Annotated in this window: 23 protein-coding genes; 13 read left to right on the forward strand and 10 right to left on the reverse strand. The window is 65.6% G+C overall.

What is annotated here, in order from left to right; all coding sequences use genetic code 11:
* Nucleotides 1-104 precede the first annotated feature (104 nt).
* Together U0023_RS09080 and U0023_RS09085 are read left to right on the forward strand one after the other, a co-directional pair.
* Nucleotides 105-1,247 carry an AAA family ATPase gene (locus tag U0023_RS09080; protein WP_009490836.1) on the forward strand — a complete coding sequence of 381 codons (1,143 nt, stop codon included), beginning with the start codon at nt 105-107 and terminating at the stop codon, nt 1,245-1,247.
* Nucleotides 1,248-1,446: 199 nt separating this feature from the next.
* On the forward strand, nt 1,447-3,843 hold the full coding sequence (locus U0023_RS09085; protein ID WP_009490837.1) for a transketolase-like TK C-terminal-containing protein: 2,397 nt from the start codon (nt 1,447-1,449) through the stop codon (nt 3,841-3,843).
* 30 nt (nt 3,844-3,873) lie between these two features.
* Here the strand turns inward: U0023_RS09085 and U0023_RS09090 are convergent, their stop codons facing one another.
* Nucleotides 3,874-4,500, reverse strand: coding sequence for a LysE family translocator (locus tag U0023_RS09090; RefSeq protein ID WP_009490838.1), 627 nt, complete (start codon nt 4,498-4,500; stop codon nt 3,874-3,876).
* Nucleotides 4,501-4,690: 190 nt separating this feature from the next.
* On the opposite strand from U0023_RS09090, the gene U0023_RS09095 reads away from it, so the two are divergent.
* The gene (locus U0023_RS09095) at nt 4,691-6,472 is read left to right on the forward strand and encodes an ABC transporter ATP-binding protein (RefSeq protein WP_009490839.1); all 1,782 of its coding nucleotides are present in this window, start codon (nt 4,691-4,693) and stop codon (nt 6,470-6,472) included.
* Nucleotides 6,473-6,604: 132 nt separating this feature from the next.
* Here U0023_RS09095 and U0023_RS09100 read toward each other — a convergent pair whose 3' ends face one another.
* A complete protein-coding gene (locus U0023_RS09100; protein WP_009490840.1) occupies nt 6,605-7,327 on the reverse strand; it encodes a fused DSP-PTPase phosphatase/NAD kinase-like protein in 723 nt (240 codons plus the stop codon).
* A gap of 311 nt (nt 7,328-7,638) precedes the next feature.
* Here U0023_RS09100 and U0023_RS09105 point away from each other — a divergent pair, with 311 nt between their 5' ends.
* From U0023_RS09105 to U0023_RS09140, 8 genes are all read left to right on the forward strand, one after another.
* Complete coding sequence (locus U0023_RS09105; protein ID WP_009490841.1) at nt 7,639-7,920, forward strand: acyl carrier protein; 282 nt, start codon at nt 7,639-7,641, stop codon at nt 7,918-7,920.
* A gap of 125 nt (nt 7,921-8,045) precedes the next feature.
* Nucleotides 8,046-8,507, forward strand: coding sequence for a 3-hydroxyacyl-ACP dehydratase FabZ family protein (locus U0023_RS09110; RefSeq protein WP_009490842.1), 462 nt, complete (start codon nt 8,046-8,048; stop codon nt 8,505-8,507).
* Nucleotides 8,507-9,631: a beta-ketoacyl-ACP synthase gene (locus U0023_RS09115; protein WP_009490843.1), complete on the forward strand. Its 1,125-nt coding sequence runs from the start codon at nt 8,507-8,509 to the stop codon at nt 9,629-9,631. Before U0023_RS09110 ends, U0023_RS09115 begins: the two co-directional genes overlap by 1 nt.
* Nucleotides 9,632-9,641: 10 nt before the next feature.
* On the forward strand, nt 9,642-10,922 hold the full coding sequence (locus U0023_RS09120; protein ID WP_009490844.1) for a beta-ketoacyl-ACP synthase: 1,281 nt from the start codon (nt 9,642-9,644) through the stop codon (nt 10,920-10,922).
* Nucleotides 10,923-10,925: 3 nt separating this feature from the next.
* Nucleotides 10,926-11,672, forward strand: a complete 747-nt coding sequence (locus U0023_RS09125; protein ID WP_009490845.1) for an SDR family NAD(P)-dependent oxidoreductase — start codon at nt 10,926-10,928, stop codon at nt 11,670-11,672.
* A 306-nt stretch (nt 11,673-11,978) separates the two neighbouring features.
* A complete protein-coding gene (locus U0023_RS09130) occupies nt 11,979-13,001 on the forward strand; it encodes a zinc-binding dehydrogenase (RefSeq protein WP_009490846.1) in 1,023 nt (340 codons plus the stop codon).
* A gap of 131 nt (nt 13,002-13,132) precedes the next feature.
* On the forward strand, nt 13,133-14,065 hold the full coding sequence (locus tag U0023_RS09135) for a lipid A biosynthesis lauroyl acyltransferase (RefSeq protein WP_040638249.1): 933 nt from the start codon (nt 13,133-13,135) through the stop codon (nt 14,063-14,065).
* Nucleotides 14,066-14,135: 70 nt separating this feature from the next.
* Complete coding sequence (locus tag U0023_RS09140) at nt 14,136-14,873, forward strand: DUF1223 domain-containing protein (protein WP_040638343.1); 738 nt, start codon at nt 14,136-14,138, stop codon at nt 14,871-14,873.
* 89 nt (nt 14,874-14,962) lie between these two features.
* Here the strand turns inward: U0023_RS09140 and U0023_RS09145 are convergent, their stop codons facing one another.
* From U0023_RS09145 to U0023_RS09155, 3 genes are read right to left on the reverse strand one after another with little or no spacing between them, the layout of a single operon-like run.
* Nucleotides 14,963-15,574, reverse strand: a complete 612-nt coding sequence (locus U0023_RS09145) for a TPM domain-containing protein (protein WP_009490849.1) — start codon at nt 15,572-15,574, stop codon at nt 14,963-14,965.
* Entirely contained in the window at nt 15,575-16,390 is an 816-nt protein-coding gene (locus U0023_RS09150; protein ID WP_040638250.1) for a TPM domain-containing protein, read from the reverse strand.
* A gap of 4 nt (nt 16,391-16,394) precedes the next feature.
* The gene (locus U0023_RS09155; protein ID WP_009490851.1) at nt 16,395-17,000 is read right to left on the reverse strand and encodes a LemA family protein; all 606 of its coding nucleotides are present in this window, start codon (nt 16,998-17,000) and stop codon (nt 16,395-16,397) included.
* Nucleotides 17,001-17,146: 146 nt separating this feature from the next.
* On the opposite strand from U0023_RS09155, the gene U0023_RS09160 reads away from it, so the two are divergent.
* Nucleotides 17,147-17,788, forward strand: coding sequence for a LysE family translocator (locus U0023_RS09160; RefSeq protein ID WP_009490852.1), 642 nt, complete (start codon nt 17,147-17,149; stop codon nt 17,786-17,788).
* Nucleotides 17,789-18,579: 791 nt separating this feature from the next.
* Here U0023_RS09160 and U0023_RS09165 read toward each other — a convergent pair.
* The 5 genes from U0023_RS09165 to U0023_RS09185 form a co-directional block, all read right to left on the reverse strand.
* Nucleotides 18,580-19,080, reverse strand: a complete 501-nt coding sequence (locus U0023_RS09165; RefSeq protein WP_009493709.1) for a hypothetical protein — start codon at nt 19,078-19,080, stop codon at nt 18,580-18,582.
* A gap of 7 nt (nt 19,081-19,087) precedes the next feature.
* Nucleotides 19,088-19,510 (reverse strand): hypothetical protein, encoded by a 423-nt coding sequence (locus tag U0023_RS09170; RefSeq protein ID WP_009493707.1) that lies wholly within the window; start codon nt 19,508-19,510, stop codon nt 19,088-19,090.
* Complete coding sequence (locus tag U0023_RS09175; RefSeq protein ID WP_009493705.1) at nt 19,507-19,893, reverse strand: hypothetical protein; 387 nt, start codon at nt 19,891-19,893, stop codon at nt 19,507-19,509. The genes U0023_RS09170 and U0023_RS09175 overlap by 4 nt, the downstream gene beginning before the upstream one ends.
* Nucleotides 19,890-20,246, reverse strand: coding sequence for a hypothetical protein (locus U0023_RS09180; RefSeq protein ID WP_154661266.1), 357 nt, complete (start codon nt 20,244-20,246; stop codon nt 19,890-19,892). The genes U0023_RS09175 and U0023_RS09180 overlap by 4 nt, the downstream gene beginning before the upstream one ends.
* 98 nt (nt 20,247-20,344) lie before the next feature.
* Nucleotides 20,345-21,262: a YiiG family protein gene (locus tag U0023_RS09185; RefSeq protein ID WP_009493701.1), complete on the reverse strand. Its 918-nt coding sequence runs from the start codon at nt 21,260-21,262 to the stop codon at nt 20,345-20,347.
* Nucleotides 21,263-21,477: 215 nt separating this feature from the next.
* On the opposite strand from U0023_RS09185, the gene U0023_RS09190 reads away from it, so the two are divergent.
* Complete coding sequence (locus U0023_RS09190; RefSeq protein ID WP_009493700.1) at nt 21,478-21,984, forward strand: hypothetical protein; 507 nt, start codon at nt 21,478-21,480, stop codon at nt 21,982-21,984.
* Nucleotides 21,985-22,126 lie beyond the last annotated feature (142 nt).

A 22,126-nucleotide genomic window follows, 5' to 3' on the forward strand; every position in this document is an offset into this window, starting at 1 on the left:
AGAGACTTACGAAGGCCCGCCGCAAGGCGGGCTTTTCGTTTTTGCGGTCCGTGCCAGGAGCGGATAGGGTTGCACGTCCCTCACGCGTTTCTTCTGTCGTGGTCATGCTCGTCATCAAAGAAGTCTTCGCCGCAGGCTACCGCTCGCTGAGGCATATCCGCTTCCCCGTCGAGCCGCTGTCCGTCTTCGTGGGGGGCAATGGGACCGGCAAGACGAACCTCTACCGCGCGTTGCAGCTCCTGCAAGCGGCCGCCGCCGGCACGCTCACGCACGAGCTGGCCGCGGAGGGCGGCTTCGATTCCGTCTATTGGGCGGGCCCACGGAGCGGCAGGGATCCGGTTCGTGTCAGGCTCGGCGTTCGCCTGAGCGGCGAGAGTGACGACTATACCCTGGAATACGGCGTCGAAACCGGCTTGGTCGAGCTCCTGGGCGCAGGCTTCGACCTCGAGCCGCAGATCAAGGTGGAGACCCTCACCTATGAGGCGCGAGGGCGTTCGAAAGGCCTGCTCGAACGGCGCGGCCCCCGAGGGCATTGCCTCGACGAGGCCGGTGTGAAGCGCCCGCTGGGTTCCGAGATCCTCCCCTCCGAAACCGCACTCGGCTCGTTGCAGGATGCCGCGGCCTTCCCCGATCTGCATCTCGCCCGCAGGACGATGCTGGAGTGGCGATTCTTCCACGGATTTCGCACGGATGCGTCCGCGCCCTTGCGCAAGCCCGCCCTGGCGGTGACGTCGCCGACGCTTGCCTCCGACGGTTCGAATCTCGCGGCGGTCTTCGCGACCCTGGCTCATATCCGGCAAGACACCACCGATCTCGATGAGGCCTTCGACGATGCCTTTCCCGGGGCGCGTCTCGTCATCCCTGAACCTGACCGCTTCGCCACGTTCGGCGTGATCTTTCCCGATTACCCGAAGCGCGTCTTCCAGGCCTCCGAGTTGTCGGACGGCACCCTGCATTTCCTGACGCTGGCGGGAGCGCTTCTGTCCTATCGGCTTCCACCCTTCATTGCCTTGAACGAGCCCGAAACGAGCCTGCATCCCGATCTGCTGGAGCCGCTCGCGCGCATGATCGTCGCGGCCTCGAAGCGCACGCAGGTCTGGCTCGTGACGCATTCCGAACCTCTGGCCGACGCCATCGCACGCAATGGTGGAGTTTCCCAGCGGCAGGTCATCAAGCGGAAGGGCGAAACCTGGATCGACGGCCTCCGGCTCAGCGGCGACTTTGCCGAGGAGGAAGAGGAGTTTTGAGAGGCTATGCGTCTTCCGTCTCGATAGCGGTCGCGCGTACCCTCTGATAACGATTGAACACGAGTAGGGCCTGATGCCGTTCTGCTTCCTTCCGGAGGCGGAAACGACGCGTCCGGCCTAGAGCATCGTAAGGAAAAGTGGACCCGGTTTTCTGGCCCGAACGATGCTCTCATATATAAACGAAGCATCGGAGGATACGATGGCCAACGCGAAGCACCTTGAAATGTTGCGGGAACTCGAGCGCAAGGTGCTCTGGCTGTCCACCTGGACGATCCACAACGCCAACCACCTGCGCGCCAACGAGGACGGGCTCAAGATCGGCGGGCATCAGGCCTCCTCCGCGTCTCTCTCGACGATCCTGACGGCGCTTTATTTCTCGGTGCTGAGGCCCGAGGACCGGGTGGCGGTGAAGCCCCATGCCAGCCCGATCTATCACGCCATCCAGTATCTCTTCGGCCGCCAGACCCGCGAGAAGCTGGAGAATTTCCGCGGCTACAAGGGGGCGCAATCCTACCCGTCCCGCACCAAGGACATCGACGACGTGGATTTCTCCACCGGCTCGGTGGGCCTGGGCGTCGCCCAGACGCTCTTCGCCAGCCTCGTGCAGGATTACGTGAAGGCCCATGGCTGGGCCAAGGACAAGCCCGAGGGCCGCATGATCTCGCTCGTGGGCGACGCCGAGATGGACGAGGGCAACATCTTCGAGGCCCTTCTGGAGGGCTGGAAGCACGGCATCCGCAACACCTGGTGGATCATCGACTACAACCGCCAGAGCCTCGACGCGGTGATTCGCGAGGGCCTGTGGGAGCGCTTCGAGGCCTTGTTCCGCAATTTCGGCTGGGACGTGGTGATCCTCAAGCACGGTTCCCTGATGCAGGAGGCGTTCCAGGAGCCCGGCGGCGACCGTCTGCGGGCCTGGATCGATTCCTGTCCCAACCAGCTCTACTCCGCTCTCACGTTTCAGGGCGGCGCCGCCTGGCGCAAGCGCCTGCTGGACGATCTCGGCGACCAGGGACCGGTCACCCGCCTGATCGAGAAGCGCTCGGACGAGGAGCTGGCGCGGCTCATGTCCAATCTCGGCGGACACGACATGCCGAGCCTGCTCGAGGCCTTCGAGAAAGCCCGCCAGCACGACCGCCCGGTCTGCTTCCTGGCCTATACGATCAAGGGCTTCGGCCTGCCGCTCGCCGGCCACAAGGACAACCATTCCGGCATGCTGACGCCCTCCCAGATGGAGGCCTGGCGCGCCACACAAGGGGTCCGTCCGGACCATGAATGGGACAAGTTCGAGGGGCTCAAGGTGCCGCAGGCGGCGATCGAGCGGTTCCTGAGCGAGGTGCCGTTCATCCAGAAGGGGACGCGACGCTACACGGCCCCGCAGGTGCCGGTGCCGGAGCGGCTCGCCTTCCCGTCCAATCCCGCCATGTCGACCCAGCAGGGCTTCGGCCTCATCCTCAACGAACTCGCCCGCTCCGACGACGCGCTGGCGTCGCGCGTCGTCACCACGGCGCCGGACGTGACGGTCTCGACCAATCTCGGCGCCTGGGTGAACCGGCGCGGCCTGTTCGCCCGCGAGAGCCTGGTCGACACGTTCAAGAAGGAGCGGATTCCCTCGACCTACAACTGGGAATTCTCGCCCAAGGGGCAGCATATCGAGCTCGGCATCGCCGAGATGAACCTGTTCATCGTGCTCTCGGCGCTCGGGCTGTCGCATTCGCTTTTCGGGGAGCGGATCCTGCCCATCGGTACCCTCTACGATCCGTTCATCTATCGCGGCGCCGACGCCCTGAACTACGCCTGCTACCAGGATGCCCGCTTCATGATCGTGGCGACCCCCTCGGGCGTGACGCTGGCGCCGGAGGGCGGGGCGCACCAATCCATCGGCACGCCCCTGGTGGGCATGGCGCAGGACGGGCTCGCCTCCTTCGAGCCGGCCTTCGTCGACGAGCTGGCGGTGATCATGCGCTGGGCCTTCGACTACATGCAGCGCGACGGCGAGGGCGAGGCGAACGAGAAGACCTGGCTGCGCGACGAGACCGGCGGCTCGGTTTACTTACGCCTGTCGACCCGCAGCCTCGAACAGCCGCAGCGCACGATGACGGCCGAGCTGGCCGACGACGTGATGGCCGGGGCCTATTGGCTGCGCAAGCCCGGTCCGAACGCCCAGGTGGTGGTGGCCTATACGGGGGCGGTCGCGCCCGAGGCGATCGAGGCCGTGGGGCTCATGGCCGAGGACCGGCGCGACATCGGCCTGCTCGCGATCACGTCCGCCGACCGGCTCAATGCCGGCTGGACGGCTGCGCAGCGCGCTCGGGAGCGCGGGCTCGTCCATGCAAGGTCCCATGTGGAGCGCCTGCTCGCCGATGTGCCGCCCCATTGCGGACTGGTAACGGTGATCGACGGCCATCCAGCGACCCTGGCCTGGATGGGCTCCGTCATGGGCCACCGCACCCGCTCGCTCGGTGTCGAGCATTTCGGCCAGACCGGCACGATCAAGGATCTGTACCGCCATTTCGGCATCGACGCGCAGGGCATCATCGCGGCGGCCGAGATGATCGCGCCCGGCCGACCGATGCGCTACCTCAAGGCCGTGTGAAACGAGGCGGTCTGAGGCCTCGACCGCTGCTCACCCCTGGCCCGCCCGCAACGCCACCGTCGCGATGCCGGCGCCGATCAGGAGGCTGCCGCCGGTCCGGTTGATCACCCGCATGGTTCGCGGGCTCTGCACGACGCTGCGGGCCCGCGAGGCGATGAGCGCATAGGTGAGGACGTTCGCGAAGGCGAGGATCAGAAAGGTCGCCGCGAAGACGCCGACCTGGGGAAGGAGCGCGAGCTTCGGGTCGATGAACTGCGGCAGGAAGGCGATGAAGAAGGTCAGGCCCTTCGGATTGAGCGCCGTGACGAGCCAGGCATGGCCGAGCATCCTGAGCGCCGAGGTCGCATCCGTGCGCGGCTTGGCGTCGAGCGCGCCGCCGGCCCGCCAAAGCTTGATCCCGAGCCAGACGAGATAGGCGGCGCCCATCCATTTGAGCAGCGTGAACAGGGTGGCCGAGGCGGCCAGGACGGCTCCGAGGCCGAGAAGAGACAAGGTCATGGCGGTGAAATCGCCCAGGGCGACCCCGACCGCCATGGGCAGGGCGGTCCGCCAGCCCTGTCCGAGAGCATAGGACACCACCAGCAGGATGGTCGGTCCGGGAATGACGAGCAGCACGGCGGAGGCGGCCGTGAAGGCGAGCCAGGTTTCGAGCGTCATGGCAGTGTCCAATGCGAAGATCGCGACATGCAGCCACGGTTTGAGGGTTCTGTCGAGAGGGGAGATGGTCCCGATTGCCAGCGATACGGCCCCACCCGCCGGATCTCAGCCCAGTGAAGGATTTGCCGCCCAGGGCCTTTGCGTGCTAACCGCGAGCCATCCGAAATCGAGAACTTCCTTAAGGCAGAGCATGGCCCGCAAGAGCCTCCTTCGGGGCGAAACCCTTCCCTTGATCAGCCGTCTGTGGCGCGACTGGATGCGTCCGCACGCGAAGACCCTCGGCCTGGTTCTTCTGCTGGTGGCCCTGGTCTCGATCGCCACGGGGTTCTACCCGGTTCTGATCAAGGCGGCTTTCGACGCCTTCGACAGCAAGGACGCGCAGGCCATCATGCTGGCGCCGCTCTTCGTCATTGCGGTCACCTCCGTGAAGGGTTTCTCGCTGCTTGCCCTGACGATCCTCACCAACAAGGTGGTGACCCGGATCGAGGCCGACATGCAGACGGCGCTCTACGGTCATCTGATCGATGCCGACCTGGCCCAGATCGGGCGCGAGAGCCCGGCTGCCCTGACCCAGCGCTTCACTACTGATTTCGCCTTCATCCGGGAGGCGCTCACCCGCCTCTCGACGGTGTTCCTGCGCGAGGTCACGACGATTATCGCGCTGATCGCCGCGATGCTCTGGATCGACCCGACCCTGACCCTGGTGGCGGCCGTCATCGCGCCCTTCTTCGCCTATCCGGTGGACAAGATCGGGCGGAAGCTGCGCCGTGTCGCCCTCTCGACCCAGGAGCAGACGGGCCTGATGGCGAGCCTCATCACCGAGAGCCTGGCCGGAACCCGCATCGCCAAGACCTACGGGCTTGAGCGCTATCTCAAGGCCAAGGCCGCCCGGACTTTCGACGACGTGCGCGGCCTCAAGATGAAGGCGGCGAATGCCCGCGGGCGGATGGATCCCATCCTGGAGACCGGCGGCGGCATCGCGGTCGCCGTCGTGCTCATGCTGATCGGCCATAGGATCATGTCCGGCGGCAGCACGGTCGGCGACTTCACCGGCTTCGTCAGCGCCCTCGTCATGGCCGCGCAGCCGATTCGGGCGCTCGGCAACCTGAACGCCATCGTTCAGGAGGCGGCGGCGGCCCTCCACCGGACCTTCACGGTCATGGACGAGACGCCCCGGATCCAGGACAAGCCCGGAGCCGAGCCGCTCGCGCTCGAAGGCGGCGAGATCCATTTCTCGAACCTCACCTTCTCCTACGATGGCGAGGCGGTGGCGCTCGATCACGTCGATCTGGTGGCCGAAGCCGGCCAGACCACGGCCCTGGTGGGCCGCTCCGGCTCGGGCAAATCGACCCTCCTGTCGCTCGTCCCGCGGCTCTACGACGTCAACCAGGGCGCCGTCCTGATCGACGGGCAGGATGTGCGGGACGTGACCCTGGCCAGCCTGCGCCGCGCCGTCGCGGTCGTGAGCCAGGACGTAATCCTCTTCGACGACACGATCCGGGCCAACATCGCCTTCGGGCGGCCGGATGCGACCGAGGAGGAGATCGTTGCGGCCGCCAAGGCCGCCGCGGCCCATGACTTCATCCTCAAGCAGCCGGACGGCTACGGCACGCCGGTCGGCCCCGGCGGCGGACGCCTGTCGGGCGGCGAGCGCCAGCGCATCTCGCTCGCCCGCGCCTTCCTCAAGAACGCCCCGATCCTGCTGCTCGACGAGGCGACGAGCGCCCTCGATTCCGAATCGGAACGCTTGGTGCAGGACGCCATCCGGCGTCTCATGAAGGGGCGCACCACCCTGGTCATCGCCCACCGCCTTTCGACGGTCCGCAACGCGGAGAAAATCGTCGTGATGGAGAACGGGCGCATCGCCGAGACGGGCTCGCACGAGACCCTGATCGCCAAGAGAGGCACCTATGCCCGCCTCCACCGCCTGCAGCTCTCCGACGACGAAGAGCCCAGCTTGGCGGCGTCGTAGGGCCTGCCCACACCACGTCATGGCCGGGCTTGTGCTGACCACCCCGATATTAGGACGCGCCGCCCTCTTCCAAACAAGATTACCGGGACGAGCCCGGTGATGACGTGAGGCGTTGCACGGAAATCGATCCGTTCATTCCCGCCGCATGATCCTGTCGACGAGGAGGCTCGACCAGAAGCTCGGGCGGAAATTCCGCTCCAGGGTCTCGGCATCGTATCGGGTTTCGATCCACGTCAGGAACGGAATGCCCTTGGCCTCGCCCTCGCGGCGGTAGAGATCGAAGAATTCGTCGAGAATGCCGGTCTTCGAGAAGCGGAAATGGCCGAAGCGCATGGAGAGCTGGCGCTGGGCCTCGTCGATGGATTTTCCCTCGTAGACGATGAGGTAGAGGGCGGCGACGAATCCCGCCCGATCGGCGCCCGACTTGCAGTGCAGCACGGCCGGGTATTCGATCTTGTCGAAGAATTCCTTGGCGGACAGGAGAGTCTCCCGGTCCGGCGCCCCACGGGAGCGGACGACGAATTCCTCCAGGTGGATGCCGAGCCGCTCGCAGGCGTCCTTCTGGAGCTGCCAGGAGCCATGCTCGCGGCCGCCGCGCAGGTTGATGATCGTGCGCACGCCCTCGGCCTTGAGGACGGCGATCTGATGCGGGGCCGGCTGGGCCGAGCGCCACAGGCGGTCGGTCACCCGGTGCTTGTTGAGGTAGAAGAGGCGGAACACCCCGTGATCGGCGACGAGCATATGGGCCCAGGCGCGCAGGCGCCCGGCCAAGCCCTCGACGGGTCGGTCCCAACGCGCGATGCGGGCCATGCGGCGGGCATAGCGGATTTCAGGCTTGAGGAACCGGTTGAACACGTCGATCCAAGCAATCTGTCGTCAATGTAAGATCATTCGGGTTTCGGCCGAAGGCGGCCCTTATCGACGATGAGGGCCGAATAATCAATCGCATGTTCCTTAAGTAGTTGCCGCAGGCGGAAAGGAAGCCTCCGGCCCGGGCGAAAAGTTCAGGAATGCAACCAACCGGTTGCCGGTCTGCGGCCGGTCGTGTAAGGGGTGCGTTTCGAAACAACCCTCCTTGACGAAAAGAGCGGCTGGACACCGGGCTAAAGATGAGCTTGCCGGCGCTGAATCGTTGAGACCAACAAGCAGTTCAGGAGAGCGGCGTCATGTCGTCCACCTTCGAGACCGTCGCCGGCATCATTTCAGAGACCGCCGATATCCCGCGCGAGCAGATCACCCCCGAGAGCCACGCCATCGAGGATCTCGGCATCGACTCCCTCGCCTTCCTCGACATCGCCTTCGCCATCGACAAGGCCTTCGGCATCAAGCTGCCGCTGGAGCAGTGGACGCAGGAAGTGAACGAGGGCAAGGCTCCCGCCGAGGAATACTTCGTCCTGAAGAACCTCGTGGCTCGCATCGACGCCCTCGTGGCCGCCAAGCAGGCCTGAACGACAAGCAAGCCATCCCGGCGGGCCGGCCAGAAAGCCGGCTCGAAGAGGCGATCCATCAGCGCTCCGCCTCATGGATTCCTTTCCTGTTTCATCCGCCGGGAGCGACATGGTACGGGATCCGAATGCGCCTTGAATATTTCGAAATGATCGACCGGGTGACGAGCCTCGACCGCGAGACCAAGCGGATCGAGGCGTCATCCACCGTCCCGCAGGAAAGCCCCGTCTTCGAAGGGCATTTCCCCGGCCATCCCCTCGTACCCGGCGTGCTTCTGACCGAGACGATGGCCCAGGCCTCCGGCTATCTCGTGCTCGGCCTCATGGGCTTCACCCACATGCCGTTCCTCATGGCCGTCGACAAGGCGCGCTTTCGCACCTTCGTCGGACCGGGTACGGTGCTCACCGTCCAGGCCCAGCTGGAGCATGAGGGTTCGGGCTACGCCGTGACCAAGGCCAAAATCCTGGCCGAGGGCAAGCCGATCTGCGACGCGGAGCTGCGGTTCAGGATCATGCCTTTCCCCGAGGGCATGGACGGTCAGATGCGCGCCCAGGCGCGGCGCATCGGCCTTCTGGAGGAGACGGTTTGATGCGGGACGTCGTCATTACGGGAATAGGCCTCGTGTCCAGTGCCGGAGAGGGCCTGGAGGCGCATCTGGCGGCGCTCGCGGCAGGCGGCGCTCCGAATACGGATACGGCGAGCTTCGAGCCGTTCCCGGTCCATCCGATCGCGGCTCTCGAATGGGACCGGCAGATCCCGAAGAAGTCCGACCAGCGGCAGATGGAGATCTGGCAGAGGCTCGGCTGCTACGCGGCGGGCCTTGCCCTGGATGCGGCCGGCGCGAAGGACGACGCGGCCCTGAAGGGCCGGATGCAGCTCATCGTTTCCGCCGGCGGCGGCGAGCGGGATTACGCGGTCGACGGGCAGATCCTCACGGGGCTGCGGCAGGCCGAGAATCCGGGCGTTTTCCTCAACGAGCGCCTGATGGGCGACCTGCGCCCGACGCTGTTCCTGGCGCAGCTGTCCAATCTCCTGGCAGGCAACATTTCCATCGTCCACGGCGTGACGGGCGCCTCGCGCACCTTCATGGGCGAGGAATCGAGCGGCGTCGACGCGCTGCGGATCGCCCGGGAGCGGATCGCCTCGGGTCAGGACGACATCTTCCTCGTCGGCGGCGCTTACAATGCCGAGCGGGCCGACGTGCTCCTGATCTACGAGATGGGCGGCTTCCTCTGGAAGAAGCCCTATGCGTCCGTCTGGGAACGCCCCGCCGATGGTGGCGGCATGATCCTCGGTTCCGGGGCCTGCTTCCTGGTGCTCGAATCCCGCGACCATGCCGAAGCACGAGGGGCCAAGCCGCTCGCCCTCATCACAGGCGTGGCGTCTGACCGGTCCCGCCGCAGGGCGGGCAGCGTCGAGAAAACGCTCCATGCCCTGTCGAATCAGCTTGGCGCCAAGCCCGACGTGGTGCTGTCCGGCGCCACCGGCATCAAGGGCATCACGGAAGAAGAGCAGGCGGCGCTGAAGGACATCGCGCCCGGTGCGGCGGTCCATGCCACCGGCAACCTCGTCGGCCACACCCTCGAGGCGCAGGCTCCCACCGGGGTGGCGCTCGCCGCAGGGCTGATCGCAGAGGGAAAAGCCGGCGAGGCTCTCGTCACCTCCGTCGGCCATTGGCGCGGCGAAGGCGCCGTCCGGCTCACCAAGGCTTGAGGAGAAGGCAATGGCACTTCGCGACAGACAGGGCCGTCCGCTCGTCGCCGTCACCGGCATGGGCGTGGTCACGTCCCTCGGCCAGGGCAAGGACGATACCTGGGCGGCTCTCACGGCCGGAAAATCCGGCATTCACCGCATCAACCGCTTCCCGACGGAGGGCCTCCGCACGACGATTGCGGGCACCATCGACAATGTCGACGTGGAGCCCTTCTGCGCCCCCATGCTGTCCGAGCGCCTCGCCATGCTGGCGGCCGAGGAAGCCGTCGGCCAGTCCGGCCTCGCCCGGGAGGACTTCCCGGGGGCGCTGTTCATCGCGGTGCCGCCGGTCGAGATGGAATGGCCGCAGCGCCAAGCCCTGGCAGACGCCTCGGGCCAGACCGGCGACGTCACCTACAAGGATCTCCTGAAGGCCGCGGGTTCGGGCCGGTTCAAGCCCTGGCACGACCTCTTCATCTTCGGCACGGTGGCCGACCGGGTCGCCGACCGCTTCGGCACCAGGGGATCGCCGATCTCGCTCTCGACCGCCTGTTCGTCCGGTGCCACGGCGATCCAGCTCGGCGTCGAGGCGATCCGCCGCGGTGAGACCGATGCGGCCCTGTGCATTGGCACGGACGGATCGGTGAATCCGGAATCCCTCATCCGCTTCTCCCTGCTCTCGGCGCTCTCGACTCAGAACGAGAACCCGGAAGGAGCCTCGAAGCCTTTCTCCAAGAACCGGGATGGTTTCGTCATGGGCGAGGGCGGGGCCGCCCTGGTGCTGGAAAACGCGGAAAGCGCGAAGGCGCGCGGCGCCACCATCCTGGGCTACGTGCTCGGCTGCGGTGAGAAGGGCGACGGCTTCCACCGCACCCGTTCCTCGCCCGACGGCATGCCGGCCATCACGGCGATTCGCCAAGCGTTGGAGGATGCGGGCGTTTCCCCTGAGGACATCGACTACATCAATGCCCACGGCACCTCCACGCCGGAGAACGACAAGATGGAGGCCATGAGCTGCACGGCCGTGTTCGGCGAGCGCATGGCAGGCCTTCCGATTTCCTCGAACAAGTCGATGATCGGCCATACCCTCACGGCCGCCGGCGCCGTCGAGGCGGTGATGTCGCTCCTGACCATGGCCACGGGCCGCATTCCGCCGACCATCAACTATCAGGTGCCCGATCCGGCGATTCCGCTCGACGTGGTGCCGAACGTCGCCCGCGACGCGAAGGTGAACTACGTGCTGTCGAATTCCTTCGGCTTCGGCGGCCAGAACACCTGCCTCGTCTTCGGGGCCGAGCCGAAAGGGGCTTGAACGATGACCCGGGTTCTGGTGACGGGCGGCGGCAAGGGCGTTGGGGCCGCCATCGTGCGGGCGCTCTCAGCCGCCGGCCACGATGTGGATTTCACCTATCGGTCCTCGGGCGAGGCGGCGAAGGCGCTGGCCGACGAGCTGATGCAGGTCCATCCGGGCCGGAGCATCAAGGCGCATGAGGTCGATCTCGCCGATAAGGCAGCTCTCGAAGCCTTCTGCGAGACCATCGAGGGCGAGAGCTGCTTCGGCCTCGTGCACAATGCCGGCCAGCCTTACGACGCGCTTGCCGCCATGATGCAGCAGGACAAGGCCGAAGCCGCCATGCAGGTGAACTTCTGGTCCTTCACCCGCATCGCCAAGGCCCTGATGCGCGGCATGATCCGCGCGAAGGCGGGCCGCATCGTCGCCATCGGGTCGGTGGCGGCGCTCCAGGGCAATCCGGGCAACGCCGCCTATGCGGCCTCGAAGGGCGCGCTGATCTCCTATTGCCGCACCCTCTCCGTCGAGACCGCCAAGCGTGGGGTCACCGTCAACGTGATCGCCCCAGGCTTCATCGACACGGACATGATGGCCCCTTACGCGGCCTATCGCGACAACATGGAGAAGCAGATCCCGGCCGGACGCTTCGCGAAGCCGGAGGAAATCGCGGGCCTCGCCGCCTTCCTCATGTCCGAGCCCGCAGCCTACATCACCGGCACGGTGCTACCCATCGATGGCGGGCTGACCTCGATGCTCGGCGTGCATCGGTAGGTCCCCTGTCGTACCCGCGCCGATGCTTTGCCGGAGAATGTCGCCTCCCACGTCATCACCTCCCCGGACTTGATCCGCGGATCCATGGCAGTGATCCCGGTCGATCGAGGCGCGGCACTCCACAGCATCGGATGGCCGGCACAAGACCGGCCATGACGTGGTGGGTGTCGGGTCCGGCAGCCGAAAGGCCGCGAACGACACAAAACTTGTCATCGGCCTCGCTGCCCTTTAAGCCGCCGAAAAAGAATTTCTCCGTGGCTGCTGCACTCCGCGATGCCGGCGGCCACACGACCAGGATTGGTTTTCATGCGCTCCCTTCAGCTCTTCGGCGACCGTGACCTTCGCATCACCGAGATGGAGCCGCCTCCACCGCCCGCCGCCGGCGAGGTGCAGGTGCGGGTCAAGGCGCTCGCTCTCAACTTCCTCGACGTCTGGGGCTTTCGCGGCATGGCCTTCGCCAAGCGCAAGATGCCACAGGCCGTGGGCGTCGAGGCTTCGGGCGAGATCGCCGCCGTGGGTGAGGGCGTGACCCGGTTCAAGGCCGGCGATCCAGTGACCATGTACGGGGCCGAAACCTGCGGCCATTGCAGCGCCTGCCTCAAAGGCTGGGACAACCTGTGCGAGAACGTCGCCGGCATCATGGGCTTCCATATCGACGGCTTCGCCCGCGAGCTGATCAACCGGCCCGAGCGGCTCGTGATTCCGGTGCCCAAGGGCGTCTCCTTCGAGCAGGCGGCCTGCGCGCCCATTGGGTTCGGCACCGTGCAGCACATGCTGTTCGACAACGCCAAGCTGGAGCCGGGCGAGTCGATCCTCGTCCATGCGGGCGGCTCCGGCATCGGCACGGCGGCGATCAAGATGGCCAAGGCCATCGGCTGCACGGTCTACACGACCGTGGGCGACGACGAGAAGGGCGAGAAGGCCAAGGCCTTGGGCGCCGACTACGTGATCAATTACCGCACCGAGCGCTTCGAGGGCGAGGTGCGTCGCCTCACGAAGCGCAAGGGCGTGGACGTGGTGTTCGAGCATGTGGGCGCCGAGACCTGGAACGGCTCGCTCTTGTGCCTCAAGCGCGGCGGGCGCCTCGTCACCTGCGGCTCGACGAGCGGCGTCTCCACCACCATGAACCTGATGCAGCTCTTCCAGCAGCAATACCGGATCTTCGGCTCCTTCGGGTGCCGGATCGAGAACATCGCCCAGTCGCTGGACAAGATGGCCGGCGGCATGACCCCGGTCATCGACGCCGTCTTCCCGCTCGACGAGTTCCAGAAGGGTCTCGAGCGGCTTGAAGGCCGCAAGGTCTTCGGCAAGGTGATCGTGACGTTCTGAGCGAGAGCACGGCGAGAACAATTCGCCGCGACCGCAGATCTTGACGAAACGGGCTCCCCGCGAAAAAGACGCGGGGCCTTTTCTTTTTCAAGCCGGCCCCGCCGGCTTTTCGTGCAAGGAATCGAAACGACGTGCACCAACCCCACCGCTCCCGCAACCTCGTCTCGCGACTGATCGGAACGGTCATGGTCGGCGTCGTGCGCGGCGTCTTCGCCTTCTCGCGGCTGTTGGGCCCGGAGCGCTCGGGGGGCTTGGGGGCCGCGCTCGCCCGCACCTTCGGTCCGCTGCTGCGCGCGCACAGGACGGCGCTCGCCAATATCCGCGCAGCCTATCCGGAGAAGTCCGAGGCCGAGGTGAGGGCCCTGGCGCTCTCCGCCTGGGACAATCTCGGTCGCACGGGAGGCGAATATCCGCATCTCGGCCGCCTGTTCGATTTCGACCCGGACAGCACGGTGCCCGGCCGCACCGAGGTCGACGGCATCGATCACTTCCTGTCCCTGAGGGACGACGGCAAGCCCGGGATCATCTTTTCGGCCCATCTCGCCAATTGGGAACTGCCGGCCATCTGCGCGGCGCGCTTCGGGCTCGACACCACGGCGGTGTTCCGCGCGCCCAACGATCCGGCCATCGCCCGGGTCCTGCACGAGATCCGCAGCGAGACCATGGGCAACCTCGAGGCGGCCCGCCAGGGCGCGGCCTTCGCCATGCAGGGCGCCCTGGAGAAGGGCGGCCATCTCGGCATGCTGATCGACCAGCATTTCACCCGTGGCGTCATCGTGAACTTCATGGGCCGACCGGCCCTGGTGAACCCCATTCTCGGCAAGTTCGCCCGCCGGTTCGACTGCCCGGTCCATGGCGTGCGCGTCATTCGCCTGCCGAACCATCGCTTCCGCCTGCAGCTCACGCCGCCGCTCGATCTGCCCCGCGATCCCGACGGGCAGATCAACGTGCAGGGTGCCATGCAGGCCATGACGGCCGTGGTGGAGGAATGGGCGAGGGAATATCCCGAGCAATGGCTGTGGATGCACCGCCGCTGGCGGGTTCCGGCCAAAGCGTCGGATTAGACCCTCTTGACGGGCGCTCAACGTAACGTGAGTTTCCCTTAAGGTCGATTTCGTGTTCGATAGCGGCACCATGGCGTCCCGTTTGACACTGACTTTGGCGGCCCTCGGATTGGCCGCTTTCCTTCAGCCTGCTTTGGCCGATCCTCCGCGCGCGGTCGTGGAGCTGTTCACAAGCCAGGGCTGCTCCTCCTGCCCACCGGCCGACGAGCTCCTCGTCGAGTATTCCCGCCAGCCGGACATCATCGCCCTGTCCCTGCCGGTGAATTACTGGGATTATCTCGGCTGGAAGGACACGCTCGCGCATGTGGCCTTCACCGAGCGGCAGAAGGCCTATGCCCACTCCCGCAGCGACCGGCAGGTCTTCACGCCCCAGATGATCGTCAACGGCAAGAAATCCTGCATCGGCTCCGACCGGAACCAGATCGAGAAGGCCATCCAGGCGACGTCGAAAGGCAGCAGAACCCTGCCGGTGAACGTGACCGTCCATGAGCAGAACGGCCGGGTCGCGATCGTCGTCGAGGAGACTCCCGATACGATGCACCGGGCCGCCGAATTGTGGGTCCTGCCCGTCCTGAAGGCCCAGACGGTGCCGATCGAGCGCGGCGAGAACCGGGGCAAGACGATCACCTATGCCAACGTGGTGCGCGGCCTGAACCGCGTCGGCGAATGGCTCGGCGGCTCCGCCCGGTTCGAGGTGCCGCTGGAGACCGCCCGCAGCGGCGGGGATGCTTATGTGGTGCTGCTGCAGAGCACCGATTCGGCCCGTCCCGGCATCATCCTGGGGGCTGCGAAAGGCCCGGGCCTTTAAATCCGAGCCCATGCCCGATTCGCCGGGCTTTCGGCTTCGCGGGTCGCTTCACGCGAAACCGGCTCCCACCCGCATGAAGAATCCTGTCTTTACGGCAGCACGATCACCTTGTTCGGCAGCTCGTCCAGGTCGTCGAGGCGGGGAGGGGCGTGTTCCGCCAGGATCGCGCCGACGCGCCGGATGGCGTCGAGGAGTCCTTCCGTCATGCGCCCGTCCCGGATCGCGCCGGTCAGATCGGCCACGATGTCAGCCCAGGTCTGGGCATCGACCCGGTCCGAGATCCCCGTATCGGCCAGAATCTCCGCATGATGCTCGGCAAGCGCCAGATAGATCAGCACGCCGGTCTTCTCCCGGGTGCGGGTGAGGCCCCGGCGCAGGAACTCGCGCGAGGCGGCCTCGTGGCCTTGCGCATGCTTGATGGAGCGCGGCACCAGGGCATAGCGCAGCCTGGGCCAGGAAAGGACGAGGCTCAGGGCCAGGGCCGCCGCGAGCTGGATCAGGAAGATCCGCGACGTGCCGATCGATGTGAACCAGATCAGCGGCCAAGGGGTGATCAGGGCCGCGAGGAGGGCCCAGAGAAGCGGGATCTCGCGGTAATGGCCGGCCTGCTCGGCCAGCACGATGACGACCTCGCCGGAGGTTTCGCCCTCCACGTCGCCGATCGCCTGGGCGAGACGCGCCTGATCATCGGATGAAATCATCTACCAGCTCCCCGAAGCGCCGCCGCCGCCCGACGAGCCGCCCCCTCCCGAGAACCCGCCTCCGCCGGACCAGCCTCCGCCGCCCCCGCCGGACCATCCGCTTCCGCCCGACCATCCGCCGGGCGTGACGATCCAGGGGCCACGGCGTCCCCGCTGGATTCCGCCCCCCCGGCCCCCGCCCATCATCCGCGAGATCAGGAAGAACAGGATCACGAGAATCACGAAAGCGACGAAGGGATCGAAACCCGTGGTGTCGTCCTCGCGCACCTCCGCCCGGCGATGCCATTCCTCCGCATCGCCCGTGAGGATCGACAGCATGGCGTCGACGCCCGCATCGATGCCGCCGGCGAAATTGCCCTTCTGGAACTGGGGCGCGATGGCCGTCGTGATGATGACCTTGGAGAGGGCGTCCGTCAGGGCGCCTTCCAGGCCGTAGCCGACCTCGATGCGCACCTTCCGCTCCTGCGGCGCGACCAGAAGCAGGGCGCCGTTGTTGTTCTTCTTCTGCCCGAGCTGCCAGTGCCGGAACAGGCGGTTGGCGTAATCCTCGATCGGGTAGCCTTCGAGGGAGCGCACGGTGGCGACCACCACCTGGTCGCTGGTCTTGTCCTCATGAGCCTTCAGTTTCGCCTCGAGAGCCGCCCGCTCCTCGGGCTTGAGAAGGTTGGCCGCATCGACCACCCGGCCGGAGAGGGGCGGGAAGGTCTGGGCGAGAGCCGGGAGGAGGGAGAGGAGGATGAAAAGAAGCGACGCCATGACAAGCGCCTGAACTCTCTCTCCCCTTCCGGGGGAAGGGAAAGACCGGGTGCTTGTCATCCGCTTAGAACTTCACCTCGGGAGGCCGGTCCGATCCGGCGGTGGCGGTGAACGTCTCCATGGGCTTGGCGTCGGGATAGACCACGGCGGCGATCCAGCGGCCGGGAATGGTGCGCAGCTCCGTGTTGTAGGCCTGCACGCTCGCGATGTAGTCGCGCCGCGCCACCGCGATCCGGTTCTCCGTGCCTTCGAGCTGGGACTGCAGGGCCAGGAAATTGGCGTTCGACTTCAGCTCCGGGTAACGTTCGACGGTGGCGAGCAGGCGGCCGAGGGCGCCGGAGAGCTGGTTCTGGGCCTCCTGGAACTGCCGGAATTTTTCGGGGTCGGTGACCGTGGAAGCGTCCACATGGATCTGCGTGGCCTTCGCCCGCGCTTCCGTGACCTGGGTCAGCACCTCGCGCTCCTGCTGGGCGAAGCCCTTGACCGTCTCGACCAGGTTCGGGATCAGGTCGGCCCGGCGCTGGTACTGGTTCTGCACTTCGCTCCAGGCGGCCTTGGCCTGCTCCTGCAGGGTCGGAACATTGTTGACTCCGCAGGCGGACAGCCCGAACGCCAGAAGCATGCCCGTGAGGGCGACGCGGATCCGGGTGGGTAAGAGCACGGCCTTCATGTCTGTCCTTCTCGCGATTCGGTTCCACGAACCTTTGCCGGGATCAACAGATGGAGCAGAGGCGGCCTTTCAACAAGCGGCTTTTCGGTGGCCGTGCACACGGGATTGAGGCATGATCCGCCTGTTGCACCGCCCGGATCCGTCCCATGACCTTCCTGCCCGATATCGGCACCCTGCTCACCTACACGCTCGCCGCGACCCTGCTCTTCATCACGCCGGGGCCGGACATGAGCCTGTTCCTGGCGAAGACCATGGCCGGGGGGCGCCGGGCCGGCATGGCCTCGATGCTGGGCGCGATGGCGGGATGCGGCGTGCATACGCTCCTGGCGGCGCTCGGCCTGTCGGCTCTGCTGGCCGCTTCCGTTACAGCCTTCACGGTGCTGAAGATCGTCGGCGCCCTGTACCTCCTCTGGATGGCGTTCGATGCCGTGCGTAACGGCTCGGCCCTGCATGTGAAGGAGGAGGGGCGGGCGGAGGTTTCGTTCTGGAAGACCTTCTTCATGGGCGTGGGGATCAATCTCATGAACCCGAAGGTCGTCTTGTTCTTCGTGACCTTCCTGCCGCAATTCGTCGACCCGGCCGATCCGCACGCGGCCGACAAGCTGCTGTTCCTCGGCCTCTATTTCATCGTGCTCACCGCCCCCATGGGCGCTCTCCTGATCCTGGGGGCCGACAAGGTGATCGCGCTTCTGCGCGGACATCCGAAGCTGATGCGCGGGATCGATTATTCCTTCGCCGGCCTGTTCTCGGCCTTCGCCGTCAAGATCCTGACGGCGTCGGCGCGGTAGCGCCGCGGCCTTCCGCTGTCGATGTCAAAGAGCAGCACCTTGGGGCCCGCAGCTTGCGCTGCGAGCCTTTCAGGGATCGAGGGTGGCGCGACGGGCCGTCCGGCTCGCTGTGTTAAGTTAGCTAGAAGAGCCGGAAGGCCGCTTCGCGCACGGTTCTTTTAGGCGTTTCGACTTGGACCAGCACAGGGCTGCCAAGGGCCTCCTGCCGCCGGCTGCGTGACCGGCGGACAGGACCGTGCCTGCTCCCACACCGTGCGACGCCTCGCGAAGCGCGCCCCTCGTCGGATCAGGCTGTGCAACGATATAGCCAAGGTTCATCCCCCTGTCAAGAACAAAGTTAGAACATAACGTTGCTCTCGGAGCCTTGCCGTCATGGCCGGGCGTGTCTCGGCCGTCCCGGTCGGAAAGACGCGGCGCTTCAAGAGATCGGGATCACCGGCACAAGGCCGGTGATGACGTGGGAGAGGTCATCCCCGCGCTTGTTAGGACGATCCTTCGAGCCGCCGCGGCGCCGCTCCTCAGGACCAGGACGGAGCGGTGGCAAGCAAGACGTGGGTGGCCGGGTCAAGCCCGGCCATGACGATGGGGGCGTCGTTCCCGGCCCCCGCGCGGCGGGTGTCATCCTCAGGCTGAGCGAAGCGAGGGAAGGGGTCCACGATCACGCGCTGCGCGATGACGTCCCTTCCCGTCCGCTGATGCGTCCTTCCGGGAAGGACACCGCGGCTGCTCTGCCAAGCGGGATGGCCGAAACGAGCCCGGCCATGACGCGGGCCTACGTCGTTGGTCTTCGTTCACTCCTTGGCGGCACCGGGGAGGGACGGTGCTGCGTTGCGCCCTCCCGCGTCGCGTCCGGCGATGGCCCAGTAAACGAAGCCGGCGACCGCGCCGGTGAGGCCGAGGACGAGGCTCACATGGAGTTCCGCCGGCGAGCCGACCCGCGCGGCGCCGCGCAGGATCCACGGCACGGCGGCCGTCAGGATGCCGGTGGCGAGCGCGTACCAGACGAGGCTACGCATCCCCAGCACCTCGCTGATGATTGCGATCATGAGCGGCGGGAAGACGAGCAGCGTGAACGCGATCCGGCCCACGGCCAGGAACGCGTCCGCCACGATGGGCCCGGGGTCTTCCGCCGAGAACACGGCGTCCAGCAGCGACCAGAAGCCGACGAAGAGCGTGTCCCCCGTCAGCAACGCCATGACCGGATCGACGATGCTGGCGACGAGGAAGAAGGTGCCGCTCGCGCCGATGGCGATGAGAAGCGCGAAGGGGATGAGGAGAAGCCAGCGGATCATGCACGCTCTATTCTGTAAAGGTCCCCTGCCGCTCACATGAAGCGATGCGCCAGCAGATCCAGCCTGAAATAGGCCCCGCAAGGATATAGGGAAGATAAAAGAACACGAGCGCATCCGGCGCTGGGTCCGAGCCCATGTTGAACCACAGCGAGAAGCAGAAACCCATCAATCCTCCTGAGATGATTGCGGCCCACCATGTATCGGCACGTGCGTATCGCAACAGGAAAGTGAGAAGCAGGGAGACGAGAAAAATGGGAAGACCGAACAGAAGAACGCCTAGCGTTGCTATCATCAGAGTAGCTGGGAATTCCAGCAAACGAGGGAGAATATCATTGTCCCCCTGAAGGACATAAACCATCCATGAAAAGACGGTCACCAAGTAAGGGGCAGCCACGGATGCGATGGCAGCGCCCAGAATATTTCGCTTCATGACGGCCTGCCCATCACAACCCGCCAGTAGATCCAGCCGCAAATTGCTCCCGTAATCCCGAAGCTGGGCAGCAGCCACCACTGCTTTTGGACAAAGGATGCTAGGACATGGCCTCCAAAGCAAAGACCCAAGAACGAATACGCACTGATTGTGATCGCAGGTGCGCTCACAGCGAGGCTTTTCATAGTCAAAGCCGCTGAAAGAGATACAACGACAATGGTAAATCCGTACTTCAGAAGGCCGACGGTGCCCATGAAGTAAATGCCCCAGGCAAGATCTGATAGACTGGTCAGTCGGCCTTGTATGAAGGCGCAAAGAATGGCGGCTTCCAGGTACGGAGCTGTAACGGACACGGTGAGGATGCCAAGGATCTGGCGCTTCATGGCGACGCTGCACCATCGTCTGTTTTCGTCGATGGACGATGCAGAGCGGTCAGCCAATAGAGCCACGCCGAGATCGCACCGGCGCCAATGGATCCCATGATCTCGGATATGTCGCGGTAGACCCAGTTCACGAAGTCACCTTTCGGTGCGACGCCAGCCGCGAGGATTGCGAAAGACGTAGCTGCTCCGAAGGCAATGACGATCGACGCCGAACGAATCTGCAGCGCGAACATCATGAGCGCGAACAAGCCCATGCAGGCCAGAATGGGGATACCGAAGAACATCACGCCAAACGTTCCCCACTCGAGAAAGTCCGGCAGGTCACGGACGCCGTCGGACAGACCCAGCGCCATTTGGCCTCCCAAACGTCCTCCAGACAGCAGGACCATGAAACACCATGTGAAAGGATAGCTGATCGTGCTCAAAACGAGTGCCAGGATGGCCCGCTTCATCAATCCGCCGCGTTGTTGGCGGACCCGACCAGGGCGTTGTAGGCGTTCACGAGCGCCTGCGCCTGCTGCCCTCCGGCCCGACGGAGATCGCCCTTCACGGGCCTGAGCGTATCGCGAAACTCGCGGGACGCCGCCAGAAACGATCGCAAGGGACCCTTGAGGCTTTCGAGCGCTTTGGAGTCGGACTTCCTGTATTCGTCGAACGCCCCGGAGGCCTCGGCGAAGAGGGTCACGTCGGCACCCAAAGTGGTCATATCGACAATGGGATTTTCATTGCCCGGCAGGCGATCGACGACGCGCCGGGCGGCCAGCATCAGGTTGGTGCGGTGCCAGTTGGCCTTTCGGCCCTCGCGCCGCTCGATGGCCGCAAGCTCTTTCTGGACAAGGTTCGACCGTTCGACCTGGAAATCCTGCTCCACCTTCTCGCGGGCGGCCAGAAAGGCTTTCGCGGCCGGCACGAGCCGCGTATGGATCTGTTTTCCGCGCGCCAGATTGTCGTCGAGGTAATCCTTGCGCTCGTAATAGGTGTTGGCCTCGTCGATGATGGGAGCAAGCTGCGAATAGGCCTCGATATAGGCCTTCATGCTGGCATCCAGTCCGGTGAGTTTCGGCTCCTTGCCGAGGGCGTCCGACGCCTCAGCGATCAGATCCGTGACATCGTAGAGCTCGTAGACGCCGAAGGCCCGGTTCTTGTTGACCGGGCCCTTGTCCATGTCGACCCAGCTCTTGTAGCGCTCGATGGATTCCCTGGCCCGGAGAGTCCTGTTCATCAGCGCCACATAGGCGTTCATCTTGGCGGTCACCGCTTCGAGGGCCGCTTCCTCCGCCTGCTGTTGCTGGGCTGCACCCGAAGATTGGGCTTGGACCAGAGTTCCGGCACTCATGAGAGCGAGGGCGAGGACAAGGGTGCGGATCATGGCTTGGTCTCGCGAAAGGGTGCAGTGGTGGCTGACCTGCCGAATGGCGGCACCGGCCAATGAAACAACATAACAAATTCGCATTGATCATGGCAATCCACTTGCAAATCCAATCGCAGCCGTCGCCCGCCATCATGCGCGCGCCGTTCCCCGGCCAGAAAAACGCACTACTTAGAGATCCCGGGCGGCGGGCACGCATGGAGGAGAGGAACACCATGGCGACGTCGAAGCTGGATGAGCGGCGGCTCATGACGGACGAGGAATATACCCTCGTCGAGCAGACCCGTTATCCCGTGCTGGGCAAGCTGGAGGATGCAGCGCTCAAGGACCTGACCCAGCGCCTGCGGGAGCGGCGCGACCGGGCCAGGGACATCGCCCATCGCCAGCGCCGCGAGGTGCGCGGCAAGGGGAGACGGACGACAGCCTTCGAAAAGCAGGATGCCGGCAACCGCCGGAAGGCGCGCATCCTGGCGGAGGCGCTGACCCGGATCAACAGCGAGCGCACCCACCGGAAAGCGGAGGAGCTGCGCGCCAACGCCCGCCGCGCATTCGCCCTGCGTCAGGATAGGGAGGCATCGGTACGCCCCGATTCCGGCCGGACGTCGCGGAGCGGCATGCGCGAAGTTGCGAGCAGCCGCCGCGACCGGATCGTCAATCCGATGGATGCCGGACGCATCTCGCAGGCGGGCAAGCGCGCGCAGGCGGTGCGGGACAACGCTTAGTGAATTCCACTCCCCTCTGTCGTCACCGGCCTTGTGCCGGTGATCCCGATGGATTGGGACGCAGCGCTTCTCCAAGCGAGATGGCCGGCCCAAGGCCGGCCATGACATGGGAGGAGTTGAAGATTTTTGCCTCTCAATACGG

This window comes from Microvirga lotononidis (genome assembly GCF_034627025.1).
Classification (GTDB): Bacteria; Pseudomonadota; Alphaproteobacteria; order Rhizobiales; family Beijerinckiaceae; genus Microvirga; species Microvirga lotononidis.

Bases quoted from the DNA above. Each gene is read 5' to 3' on its own strand.
- U0023_RS09080 (WP_009490836.1), top strand. From the start codon at position 105: ATGCTCGTCATCAAAGAAGTCTTCGCCGCAGGCTACCGCTCGCTGAGG.
- U0023_RS09085 (WP_009490837.1), top strand. From the start codon at position 1,447: ATGGCCAACGCGAAGCACCTTGAAATGTTGCGGGAACTCGAGCGCAAG.
- U0023_RS09090 (WP_009490838.1), bottom strand. From the start codon at position 4,500: ATGACGCTCGAAACCTGGCTCGCCTTCACGGCCGCCTCCGCCGTGCTG.
- U0023_RS09095 (WP_009490839.1), top strand. From the start codon at position 4,691: ATGGCCCGCAAGAGCCTCCTTCGGGGCGAAACCCTTCCCTTGATCAGC.
- U0023_RS09105 (WP_009490841.1), top strand. From the start codon at position 7,639: ATGTCGTCCACCTTCGAGACCGTCGCCGGCATCATTTCAGAGACCGCC.
- U0023_RS09110 (WP_009490842.1), top strand. From the start codon at position 8,046: ATGCGCCTTGAATATTTCGAAATGATCGACCGGGTGACGAGCCTCGAC.
- U0023_RS09115 (WP_009490843.1), top strand. From the start codon at position 8,507: ATGCGGGACGTCGTCATTACGGGAATAGGCCTCGTGTCCAGTGCCGGA.
- U0023_RS09120 (WP_009490844.1), top strand. From the start codon at position 9,642: ATGGCACTTCGCGACAGACAGGGCCGTCCGCTCGTCGCCGTCACCGGC.
- U0023_RS09125 (WP_009490845.1), top strand. From the start codon at position 10,926: ATGACCCGGGTTCTGGTGACGGGCGGCGGCAAGGGCGTTGGGGCCGCC.
- U0023_RS09130 (WP_009490846.1), top strand. From the start codon at position 11,979: ATGCGCTCCCTTCAGCTCTTCGGCGACCGTGACCTTCGCATCACCGAG.
- U0023_RS09140 (WP_040638343.1), top strand. From the start codon at position 14,136: ATGGCGTCCCGTTTGACACTGACTTTGGCGGCCCTCGGATTGGCCGCT.
- U0023_RS09145 (WP_009490849.1), bottom strand. From the start codon at position 15,574: ATGATTTCATCCGATGATCAGGCGCGTCTCGCCCAGGCGATCGGCGAC.
- U0023_RS09150 (WP_040638250.1), bottom strand. From the start codon at position 16,390: ATGACAAGCACCCGGTCTTTCCCTTCCCCCGGAAGGGGAGAGAGAGTT.
- U0023_RS09155 (WP_009490851.1), bottom strand. From the start codon at position 17,000: ATGAAGGCCGTGCTCTTACCCACCCGGATCCGCGTCGCCCTCACGGGC.
- U0023_RS09160 (WP_009490852.1), top strand. From the start codon at position 17,147: ATGACCTTCCTGCCCGATATCGGCACCCTGCTCACCTACACGCTCGCC.
- U0023_RS09165 (WP_009493709.1), bottom strand. From the start codon at position 19,080: ATGATCCGCTGGCTTCTCCTCATCCCCTTCGCGCTTCTCATCGCCATC.
- U0023_RS09170 (WP_009493707.1), bottom strand. From the start codon at position 19,510: ATGAAGCGAAATATTCTGGGCGCTGCCATCGCATCCGTGGCTGCCCCT.
- U0023_RS09175 (WP_009493705.1), bottom strand. From the start codon at position 19,893: ATGAAGCGCCAGATCCTTGGCATCCTCACCGTGTCCGTTACAGCTCCG.
- U0023_RS09180 (WP_154661266.1), bottom strand. From the start codon at position 20,246: ATGGCGCTGGGTCTGTCCGACGGCGTCCGTGACCTGCCGGACTTTCTC.
- U0023_RS09185 (WP_009493701.1), bottom strand. From the start codon at position 21,262: ATGATCCGCACCCTTGTCCTCGCCCTCGCTCTCATGAGTGCCGGAACT.
- U0023_RS09190 (WP_009493700.1), top strand. From the start codon at position 21,478: ATGGCGACGTCGAAGCTGGATGAGCGGCGGCTCATGACGGACGAGGAA.